At 62.9% G+C, this 10,325-nt stretch carries 10 protein-coding genes; 6 read left to right on the top strand and 4 right to left on the bottom strand.

Annotated features, from left to right (window positions below):
- Window positions 1-102: 102 nt before the first annotated feature.
- Both glmS and NIM87_RS09425 read left to right on the top strand, forming a co-directional pair.
- Window positions 103-1,929, top strand: a complete 1,827-nt coding sequence (glmS, locus tag NIM87_RS09430; protein ID WP_254674409.1) for a glutamine--fructose-6-phosphate transaminase (isomerizing) — start codon at window positions 103-105, stop codon at window positions 1,927-1,929.
- 247 nt (window positions 1,930-2,176) lie between these two features.
- Window positions 2,177-2,698 carry a DUF2087 domain-containing protein gene (locus NIM87_RS09425; protein ID WP_254674408.1) on the top strand — a complete coding sequence of 174 codons (522 nt, stop codon included), beginning with the start codon at window positions 2,177-2,179 and terminating at the stop codon, window positions 2,696-2,698.
- Here the strand turns inward: NIM87_RS09425 and NIM87_RS09420 are convergent.
- The 3 genes from NIM87_RS09420 to NIM87_RS09410 all read right to left on the bottom strand — a co-directional run bounded on the left by NIM87_RS09420 (window position 2,695) and on the right by NIM87_RS09410 (window position 3,924).
- Entirely contained in the window at window positions 2,695-2,907 is a 213-nt protein-coding gene (locus NIM87_RS09420; RefSeq protein ID WP_254674407.1) for a hypothetical protein, read from the bottom strand. The genes NIM87_RS09425 and NIM87_RS09420 overlap by 4 nt on opposite strands.
- A 123-nt stretch (window positions 2,908-3,030) precedes the next feature.
- Window positions 3,031-3,252 carry a hypothetical protein gene (locus tag NIM87_RS09415; protein ID WP_254674406.1) on the bottom strand — a complete coding sequence of 74 codons (222 nt, stop codon included), beginning with the start codon at window positions 3,250-3,252 and terminating at the stop codon, window positions 3,031-3,033.
- Between the two features lie 60 nt (window positions 3,253-3,312).
- The gene (locus tag NIM87_RS09410) at window positions 3,313-3,924 is read right to left on the bottom strand and encodes a LysE family translocator (protein WP_254674405.1); all 612 of its coding nucleotides are present in this window, start codon (window positions 3,922-3,924) and stop codon (window positions 3,313-3,315) included.
- A 184-nt stretch (window positions 3,925-4,108) separates the two neighbouring features.
- Between NIM87_RS09410 and NIM87_RS09405 the strand changes: the two genes are divergently transcribed.
- Together NIM87_RS09405 and NIM87_RS09400 are read left to right on the top strand one after the other, a co-directional pair.
- Window positions 4,109-5,686 carry an ABC-F family ATP-binding cassette domain-containing protein gene (locus tag NIM87_RS09405; RefSeq protein WP_254674404.1) on the top strand — a complete coding sequence of 526 codons (1,578 nt, stop codon included), beginning with the start codon at window positions 4,109-4,111 and terminating at the stop codon, window positions 5,684-5,686.
- A 49-nt stretch (window positions 5,687-5,735) separates the two neighbouring features.
- Window positions 5,736-5,930, top strand: coding sequence for a hypothetical protein (locus NIM87_RS09400; protein ID WP_254674403.1), 195 nt, complete (start codon window positions 5,736-5,738; stop codon window positions 5,928-5,930).
- Between the two features lie 114 nt (window positions 5,931-6,044).
- On the opposite strand, the gene NIM87_RS09395 is transcribed toward NIM87_RS09400, so the two are convergent.
- Window positions 6,045-6,986: a nucleoside hydrolase gene (locus NIM87_RS09395; protein ID WP_254674402.1), complete on the bottom strand. Its 942-nt coding sequence runs from the start codon at window positions 6,984-6,986 to the stop codon at window positions 6,045-6,047.
- A 142-nt stretch (window positions 6,987-7,128) separates the two neighbouring features.
- Here NIM87_RS09395 and NIM87_RS09390 point away from each other — a divergent pair, with 142 nt between their 5' ends.
- Window positions 7,129-8,382: an AI-2E family transporter gene (locus tag NIM87_RS09390; protein ID WP_254674401.1), complete on the top strand. Its 1,254-nt coding sequence runs from the start codon at window positions 7,129-7,131 to the stop codon at window positions 8,380-8,382.
- 81 nt (window positions 8,383-8,463) lie between these two features.
- The gene (locus tag NIM87_RS09385; protein WP_254674400.1) at window positions 8,464-10,320 is read left to right on the top strand and encodes a monovalent cation:proton antiporter-2 (CPA2) family protein; all 1,857 of its coding nucleotides are present in this window, start codon (window positions 8,464-8,466) and stop codon (window positions 10,318-10,320) included.
- Window positions 10,321-10,325: the final 5 nt, after the last annotated feature.

Raw genomic sequence — 10,325 nt, 5'->3', positions numbered from 1 at the left:
TTTGCATGTTCGGCGCTCCGGCATTGACCACCATCAATGAGGGTACAGCCCGCCGAGCCTAGGCTGAAGACCTCAGAATTCAGTGCGACTGGAGAGGCCGGTATGTGTGGGATCATTGGAATTGCTGGTCGCGAACCGGTTGCCGATCGTCTGGTGAGCGCCTTGGCGCGCCTTGAGTACCGCGGCTATGACAGTGCCGGGATTGCCACCCTGGATCATGGCACTATCCAGCGGCGGCGGGCGCCGGGAAAGCTGGTCAATCTGGCCAATCGGCTCAGCCTTGAACCTTTGGAAGGGCTGACCGGCATCGGGCACACGCGGTGGGCAACCCATGGCGCTGCCACCGAAACCAATGCCCACCCCCATGCCACGCCACGCGTTGCGGTGGTCCACAATGGCATCATCGAAAACTATCGCTCCTTGCTGGTCGAGCTCGCGGTGGACGGCTACATGCCGACGACCCAGACCGACAGCGAAGTCGTGGCCTTGATGGTTACCCGATGGATGGATCTTGGACTGGCGCCGGTCGCGGCGGTGCAGGCCAGTGTCAGTCGTCTCCAGGGCGCGTTTGCGCTGGTCTTCCTGTTTCATGGCGAGGACCATCTGCTGGTCGCCGCGCGTCAGGGATCGCCGCTGGCCATTGGTTATGGTGCCGGCGAAATGTTCCTCGGCTCCGATGCCCTGGCCCTGTCGCTGTTTACCGACAAGGTGACTTATCTCGAGGAGGGCGACTGGGCCGTCGTCACGCCCGAAAGCGCCGATATTCGCAGCCGGGCGGGCGCTTCGGTGAACCGCGTGGTTCACCTGAGCAATGCCTCGTCCAATATCGTTGAGAAGGGCCCCTATCGGCATTTCATGCTCAAGGAAATTCATGAGCAACCCGATGCGGTGTCACGGGTCGTGGGCCAGTTCATTGATCGGGGCGCCGGGACCCTGGCCGTCCATACACCACTTTCATTTGACTTCGCAGCGCTGCCCCGGCTGACTGTTTCGGCCTGTGGCACGGCCTATCTCGCCGGGGCCGTGGGAAAATACTGGTTTGAGCGGTACGCCCGGCTACCCGTCGATATCGACGTTGCCTCCGAGTTCCGCTATCGCCAGCCGCCGCTGGAACCAAATGGGCTGGCCATGTTCATCTCGCAGTCTGGCGAAACGGCGGATACGCTCGCGGCCCTGCCCTATTGCGCGGACAATGGCCAGCACATCGCCAGCGTCGTCAATGTTGAGGAATCCACGATTGCACGGGAGTCCGGTTCTGTCTTTCCGCTGCGCTGCGGGCCGGAGATCGGCGTGGCATCCACCAAGGCCTTCACGACCCAGTTGACCACGTTGGCGTGCCTGTCGCTGGTGGCCGGTCGCGCACGCGGTGTGCTGTCCGGCGCGGATGTGGAAGCGCTGATCGAAGCGCTCAATCGCCTGCCCGGCGCTTTGGCGGAGGCCCTGCGCGCCGAACCGGATATCGCCGAAATCGCGCGAAGGCTGACCAAGGCGCGCAATGCGTTGTTCCTTGGGCGCGGCTCGCTGTTTCCGATTGCGCTGGAAGGGGCACTCAAGCTCAAGGAGATTTCCTATATCCATTCGGAAGGCTATGCGGCGGGCGAACTCAAGCATGGGCCGATTGCACTGGTGGACGAGACGATCCCAGTCATTGTCATCGCCCCTTCCGATGAGCTGACGGAGAAGACCATCTCGAACATGCAGGAGGTGTGCGCGCGGGGTGGCCGTATCATACTGATCACCGATGCGCAGGGAGCCGAGACCCACGGCGCCATGGCCGCAGAGATCATTGTCATGCCCCAGGTTCACCCCTTCATCGCGCCCATTGTGGCGGCAGTGGCGATCCAATTGCTCGCCTATCACACGGCGGTTCAACTCGGCGCCGATGTCGACCAGCCGCGCAATCTGGCCAAATCGGTGACGGTGGAGTGAGAGACGTATGGAAAGTGGGCGCAGACCCCCGCCTGCATGGGCAATGACCCTGCATCTTGCTTTCCAGATTTGGGCGGCCTAAGAGCAAGCCACGGTCTGCAGTTCACCGAGGCGTTGCCGTCCCAATTGGGAAGCTAAACCTGCTCAGAGATGATTTCGACACGCACCTCACCCCGGTGCCCCGTCGCAAGTCGGCAACCAGTGACACCGCTTAATGAGCGGGTGCGGGCACGCTCGAGGATGAGCCATGTCGAGACAAATCCATTCCCTGCACATCACCGATTTGTCCGCGTTTGCCAAAGGGCTGCGCGAGCAGATCGCCGCATTGGTCGAAACTCCGAGCCATGTTGACATGCTCAACATGCTGGCCCGGTCAGCCGGGTTTCGGAACTATCAGCATTTTAAGGCCGTGAGCGAGGATGCGCCGCCGGTTGATCCAGTCGACCTGACATTGGTGGAAAAGGTCAGCCGGCACTTCGATGCCGATGGCGTTCTGATGCGCTGGCCGTCGAAAAACAGTCTGCAGCCGCTGTGCCTGTGGGCGCTGTGGTCGCGGCTGGAGCCGGGGCGGGATTATGCCGACCGGGAGAATACCGAGCTGCTCAACGCCTGGGCGAGCTTTGGTGATCATGCGCTATTGCGGCGGGCTTTGGTGGACATGGGCTATGTGACGCGCACGGCCGATGGGCGGACCTATCGCCGGATCGAGCAGAAGCCGCCGGCGGAGCTTTCCGTTTTGCTGAAGCGGGTCGGGCCGAAACAGCCCTAGACGCGCTTGGAGATGCGCTGCATGGCCACGCGGGAAATCAGGTTGCCGATTTCCACGGACTGATTGTTCTGGATCCTGGCGAAACTGTTCGCCAGATTCATGCTCTTTTGGGCGGCTGCCAGTGCCTCGGCTCGACGCCCGCGCAGAAACTGCATCCGGTCATAGGATGAGAGTTCGTGCATGTTGAAGCGCGTTATTTTACCGGACATGGACATGCCTGGAATCTGCGCCGGAAATGCTGACGAGGCGTTAAGCGCAGCGTGAAGATGCGCGGCAATAGATCATCGGGGCTCTCCTTGAGCCTCGGTGACGAGGTATCGTGTCGATTGGTCCTACGCCGTCTTGGAGATGCGCTGCATGGCCATCTTGGAGATGAGGTTACCCATCTCGACGGTATTGTTGGCCTGGATCGAGGCGAAGCTATTGGCCATGTTGGCGTTTTTCTGGGCAATCTCGGCGGCGGCGGCCCGGCGCTCGCGCTGATACTGGATCCGCTCATAGGGAGAGAGCTGATGCATATTGTATCGGTTGATCTTGGTATCGCCGTAGGCCATGGCGAAAGCTTCGCCGATTATGGTTAACCCTGGGTTAAATGGTTAGCGAAGTGCTAACGGCTAATGCTGCATCACGACCAGGCCGGCGGCACCGGCCATCATGGCCCCGGCGGTCTTGTTGAGACGGCCGAGCGCTTTTTCGCTGCGGAACATTTCACGCGCCGCCGAAGCCAGCCAGGCATAGCCGCAGCCGATGATCATCAGCACCACGACCACGATGGCGGTCAGCTCGACAAAGGCCAGCGGGTTCATCTCGCCCAGTGGCACCACCGTGGGGAGAATGGCGAGATAGAAGACGATGGTCTTGGGATTGCCCATGGTCAGCGAAAATCCGGCGAGGAAAGTCCGCCATGGGTCTTCGTTCTTGGGCTTCATCTGCTCGGAGCCGGGGCGGGCGGTCCAGAATTTGTAGGCGATATAGAGCAGATAGGCCGCACCGGCCCAACGTACGATGGTGAAGACCGGGCCGAACCAGGTTGCGATGGCGGCAAGGCCGAAAACCGCGAAGAAAAAGTAGACCAGGTCACCAGCGAGAATACCCAGCACCATGGGGAAGGCGCCCTTGAAGCCGCCGCCAAGGGCGCGCGCGACGACCGCGGCCACGCCGGGGCCGGGCACCAGCACGGCAATGGCATAGGCGATGGTGAAGGTGGCGAGGGTGAAGAGATCCATGGCGAGGCATCCGGGCAACAGGGCGCGCGGACACTACGCCTCGGCTTTGAGATTTGCCAGCCCGCGCTTGACCCTGGCGCGCACATGACTATTTTCGGGCCATCGCAACCCGACCGGACGGTTCCCATGGATCGCACCCTCACAGCAATGCCGACCTGCCTTGCCCTTGAGGATTTGACGAACCATGCCTTCCGTGACGCTCTCGCGACTGACCTATTCCGGCCCTAGCGGCCAAACCCTTTTTTCCAATCTTGACCTGAGCTTCGGCACCGGGCGCACCGGGCTTGTCGGCCGCAATGGTGTGGGCAAGACGACGCTGCTGCGCCTGATCACCGGTGAATTGGCGCCCACGGCTGGCACGATCAGCGTGTCGGGACGCATCGGGGTGCTGCGCCAGCAAGTGCAGCCTGGCCCGGCGGAAACCATTGCCGACCTGTTCGATCTGCGTGCGGGTCTCGCACTGCTGGAGCGTGCGACGGCAGGAAGGGCCACGGCCGACGAGATCGCAGAGGCCGACTGGACGCTGGAGTCGCGTCTTGATGCGGCTCTGGACGCATTGGCGCTCGATGTCGGGCCCGAGACCCTGCTCATGAGCCTGTCCGGTGGACAGCGCACCAGGGCGGCGCTGGCAGCGCTGGTGTTTGGCGCGCCTGACCTCATACTGCTGGATGAGCCGACCAATAACCTCGACGCCGAAGGGCGGGAAGCGGTGACGCAGCTGCTGGCGGGCTGGCGCGGCGCAGCCATTGTCATCAGCCATGATCGCGACCTGCTCGATACCATGGACGCCATTGTGGAACTGACGGGGCTGGGTGCCACCAGCTATGGCGGCAACTGGAGCCAGTATCGGGAACGCAAGGCGCTGGAACTGGCTGCGGTGCAGCATGATTTCAATATCGCCGAACGGCAGGTGCGGGATGCGGAGAGGGCCGCCCAGGAGGCCCGCGAAAGGCAGGCGCGGCGTGACGCTGGAGGGCGTCGCAAGGCCGCCAAAGGTGGTGCGCCTAAAATTCTCCTCGGCGGCCTCAAGCGGCGCGCTGAAGAAACTGCGGGCGGGCTCAACCGGTTGGCCGAAAAACAGGCTGATACGGCACAGGTTCAGGCGGCGGAAGCGCGCGCCAAGATCGAAGTGTTGACGCCCTTTGCTTTGAAACTGGCGCCGAGCGGTCTGCCAACGGGCAAGGTGGTGCTGCGCGCTTCGGACCTCACCGGCGGCTATGATCCCGAACATCCCTTGATCGACAAGTTCTCGTTCGACCTGATCGGGCCGGAGCGGGTGGCGATCAGCGGGCCGAATGGGGTGGGCAAGACGACGCTGCTCAAGCTTCTCACCGGGGTGCTGGAGCCTCTGGCCGGTGACGTGCAGATTGGCGGGCCTATGGCATTACTGGACCAGCAGGTGGGCCTGCTCGACCGGGATCAATCCATCGTAGACAATTTCCGGCGGCTCAACCCGCAAAGCTCGATCAACGACTGCCGATCGGTGCTGGCCGCATTCAAATTCCGCAACGACGCCGCGTTGCAGACAGTGGGCACACTCAGCGGCGGCGAGATGCTGCGTGCGGGGCTGGCCTGCGTGCTCGGCGGCAAGACGCCGCCCATGCTGGTGGTGCTCGACGAGCCGACCAATCATCTCGACATCGAGGCGGTGGAAGTGGTCGAGGCCGGATTGAGGGCCTATGACGGCGCGCTGCTGGTGATCAGCCACGACCGTACGTTCCTCGACAATATCGGGGTGACGCGAGACGTGAGGCTGGGCTAGGGCAACCGAAAGTCTGCCCCTTCGTTCTTCGGACGAAAGGCAGGAAACCATGGCCAACACCGATAAACCCAATGTGGAATTTCACGATCCCGCCAAGAGACCAAGCCTGGATGACCAGGGGAGCGGTCCGGCCGAGCGTGCCGTGCTGGGCACCATGGGCATGGGTGGAGTGACCCGGCTGGCGATCGCCATCGTGGTGTTCATCGCGGTTTGCGGGACCGCGTTTTACCTTGTGAACGGGTAGGGTGCAGGTGCTCGCCAGAACGCGCTGACGCTCCCTTACCTGTATTACGCTTCTCGCGATCCCCCTCCCACGCGGGGAGAGGGGGTAGCCGGTGCCCCGGGGCGGATGAAGGACCTATGGCAGGCGAGCGAGACGTTCAGTCAGCAGTTTGTAGAAGCCCTCGGCATCGCCGGTGCGCAGCCACTGCGCGTTATAGGCGCGGCCCGTGACATGCCAATAGTCCACCACCGTCATGCCCACGGTCAGCTCGCTGGCCGTCTCGATTGTGACATTGCAATGCCGACCCTCGAACAGGTCGGGTTGCAGCAGATAGGCGATGACGGTGGGATCGTGCAGGGGGGCGCCTTCCCAGCCGTATTTTTCGAGATCGAATGTTTCCGAGAAGGTCAGCATGGCGTGGACAGCCTCGCCGGTGCGGTTGCCCAGCGCCCGGATCGCATCGAGCCGCGCCGGGGTCGACTGGATCATGTGGGTGACGTCGAGCGACTGGATTATGATCGGCGCGCCGCAGCGCATCACCACATCGGCGGCCTCGGGATCGACATAGATGTTGAATTCGGCGGCGGGGGTAATGTTGCCCACCTCGAAATAGGCGCCACCCATCATGACGATTTCCTGGATGCGCTCAGCGATTGCCGGCTGCTTGACCAGCGCCATGGCAATATTGGTCAGCGGACCCAGGGTACAGAGCGTTATGGTCTTGGGCTCGGCATTCATCAGCGTCTCGATGATGAAATCGACGCCATGCTGGGCCTGCAACGGGATGGTCGGTTCGGGCAGGTCGGGGCCATTCAGGCCAGTGTCGCCATGCACATGCTCGGCCGTGACCAGGTGGCGGCGCATCGGGCGCGAGCAGCCGGCATAGACCGGCACATCGGTGCGGCCCGACAGTTCGACGACTTTACGGGCGTTATTGGCATTGTGGTGGAGGCCTACATTGCCGGCCACCGCAACGACGCCCAGGACGTCCAGTTCGGCGGGCGAAGCCAGGGCGAGAAGGATCGCCACGGCATCGTCCTGGCCGGGGTCGGTATCAATGATGATCTTGCGGGACATGGAGCTTCCAGGAGACTCGAGTGAACGTTTCCAGGCGAGCTTATCCAAGCCGTCTCACCGGGTCGACAGACCAAGCAGTCGCAGCGGAACGAAAGCTGTGATCGGGGCGTTTCCGATCACCGCCAAACATATGGATCCGCAAATGCCTAAACGACCTGCCGGTGCTGCTGCGGCCGACTTCAACGAGAGCCAGTTTGAGCGGGTGCTGAACAATGCGGCACGGCTGGCCATGGTCGGCATCGGCTTTGCCGTGCTGTTAGTGATGTTGCAGGGCGGGCAGGTATTTCTGGCGCCCGTGACCCTGGCCATTGTCGTGGGCCTGATGTTCGGCCCGGTGGCCGACCGGGTGGAGAGCTGGGGCGTGCCGCCGGCCCTTTCGGCGGGTGTGGTGGTGCTGCTTCTCCTCGCAGTCATCGCCGGCTTTGCGATACTTTTCGCGGTACCGTTGAGCGAATGGGTCGCGCGGGGCCCGCTGATCTGGGAAAAACTGCAATCCCAGCTCGCGACCCTCAAGGAACCACTCGAATCTCTGGGTGATTTCCAGGAGCAAGTCGGCACCGTGCTGGGTACGGGCGACGCCATGTCGGTGACGGTCGAGGATGGCAGCACGGTGACCGGCATGGCGATGCTGGCTCCGGCGGTTCTCGCCCAGGTAGCGATTTTCCTCGCCAGTCTCTATTTCTTCGTCGCCACCCGCGACCACATTCGCATGTCAGTGCTCTCGATGTGCGTGACGCGGCGGATGCGCTGGCGCACGGCGCACGTCTTCCGCGAGGTCGAATATAAGGTCAGCCGTTTCCTGCTGTCGGTGACGGTGATCAACCTGGGCGTGGGCTCGGCGGTGTCGTTGGCGATGTGGCTCATCGGCATGCCATCGCCACTGCTCTGGGGCGCCATGGCAGCGGTGCTCAACTATATTCCCTATGTCGGCCAGGCGATCATGGTCACGGTATTGCTGGCCGTAGGCCTGGGCACACAGACCGAGTTGTTCAATATCTTGCTGCCGGTCGCCTGTTATGCGGGGATCAATTTCGTCGAAGGGCAGATTTTCACGCCGCATTTCATCGGCCGTTCGCTCACCCTCAATCCCTTCATCATCTTCCTTTCCATCACCTTCTGGATTTGGGCCTGGGGGCCGGTGGGCGGGCTGGTGGCGGTTCCGACGCTGCTGATTGCCCAATCCTTGCTCACCCATGCGCTGCCTAGCCGCCCGGTCATGCCGCGCCGCCCTGTGCGGCGCACGGCCCGAATGACAGACCGGGACGAACTGCTGGCCAATGCGGCGCAGGTCATTCGCGAACAGCGCGAGGATGAAGAGGAGGAAGGCCTCAAGCCGAAGCGCGAAGAGCCGCCGCAGGGCACCGGCCCCACCGGGATTGAGCCGGGCACAACCTGATCGCCAGGGCACAGCGCTGTCGGCTTGACGGAGCCCGCCGTGGGCACCAGTGTCGCTTCTGTGCAATACAGGGGCGAATGAATGGCGGGCGAAGTTTTGGCGCATGCGGCGGAGGCGGCCCAACACGGTGTCGATCTCGTACCGGTCGTGGCGCTGCTTGCGGCAGGCACCATTGCGGTGCCGATTTTTCGGCGCATCGGGCTTGGATCGGTGCTGGGCTATCTGGCCGCCGGACTGCTGCTTGGCCCATCGGGCATTGGTTTGATTTCCGATCCGGCCTCGGTGCTCGCCGCGGCTGAGCTGGGCGTCGTATTGTTCCTCTTCATCATCGGGCTGGAGATGGAACCCAGCCGGCTCTGGGCTCTGCGCAAGCAGATATTCGGGCTGGGTATCATTCAGGTCGCGACCTGTGGTGCATTGCTGACCGGTGTCGGCGTGCTTCTCGGCTTTGCGCCCCTCGTCGCCTTTGTCTTCGGCATGGGTTTCGTGCTGACCTCGACGGCCATCGTCATGCAGATCCTGGGAGAGCGCGGCGAACTGGCCACCGAGGGCGGGCAGAAGATGGTGTCGATCCTGCTGCTCGAAGACCTCGCCATCGTGCCGCTGTTGGCCGTTGTGGCGCTGCTGGCACCGTCCACCGACGATGTCAGCATGCTCACCCGGCTTGTGTCGCTGGGCATTGCCGTAGGCGCCATATTGCTGCTGATCATTTTGGGGCGCCGGGTGATGAACCCGTTCTTTTCTCTCCTGGCGCAGGCGCGGGTGCGCGAGGTGATGACCGCGGCGGCGCTGCTGGTGGTGCTGGGTGCGGCTCTGCTGTTCCAGGTCAGCGGACTGTCGATGGCCATGGGCGCGTTCCTGGCCGGCGTTTTGCTCTCCACCTCGACCTTCAAGCATCAGCTCGAAGCCGATGTGGAGCCGTTCCGGGGGCTCTTGCTCGGGCTGTTCTTTCTGGCCGTTGGCATGTCGCTCGACCTTGGCGTCGTGGGCGAGAACTGGCAGATCATCGCTCTAAGCGTCGTGGCCTATATGCTGGTCAAGGCCGCTGCGATCTATGTCATCGCGCGGGTGCTCAAATCGGGTCATGGCGAGGCGCTGGAGCGGGCGGTCCTGATGGGGCAGGGTGGCGAATTTGCCTTTGTGCTCTACACCACGGCTGCTGCGAGCGGGCTGATCGACGGGCCGACCAATGCCATTTTCACGGCCACTGTCATCATCTCGATGGTGATCACGCCCTTCGCCATCATCGGCATGCGCTACCTGATGCCCAGGGCTGCGCAATCTATGGACGGCGTGGAAACGGCCGAAGGGCTGTCGGGCCGGGTGCTGATCATCGGGTTCGGGCGCTTCGGTCAGATCGCCAGCCAGCCGCTGCTGGCGTTGCGCCATTCCGTGTCGATCATCGACAATGACACCGAGATGATCCGCGCCGCCGCCCAGATAGGCTTCAAGGTCTACTACGGCGACGGCACGCGACTCGATATCCTGCGTGCTGCCGGGGCCGGTACGGCCAATCTGATTCTGGTGTGCACCGACCAGAAGGAACAAACGTCTCGCATCGTGGAATTGCTGCGCGATGAGTTCCCGCTGGCCCGGGTCATGGCGCGAGCCTTTGACCGTGTCCATGCCATCGAGCTGATCCGGGCAGGGGTGGATTTCCAGCGGCGCGAAGTGTTCGATTCGGCGCTTGGGTTCGGCGGCGAGGCGATCCGCATGTTGGGCGCAGACGAACAACAGATCGAGGACGTCATTGCGGGGGTTCGCGAGCGCGACAGCGAACGCTTCGACCTGCAACTCAATGGCGATGACTGGCGGGTGGGGCGGCAATTGCTGATCAGCAATGCCCGCGAGCAGGCGCGTGAAGGCGGTGTCAGGGTGGATGAGGATGACGCGGAGGCCGCGGCCAGCCGGTCTGCGCAGCCCGTGCAGGGCAGCTAGTCGGG

Origin of the sequence: Devosia ureilytica (assembly GCF_024273195.1) — a bacterium.
Classification (GTDB): domain Bacteria; phylum Pseudomonadota; class Alphaproteobacteria; order Rhizobiales; family Devosiaceae; genus Devosia; species Devosia ureilytica.
This window is presented reverse-complemented; position numbering and strand designations above follow the sequence as displayed.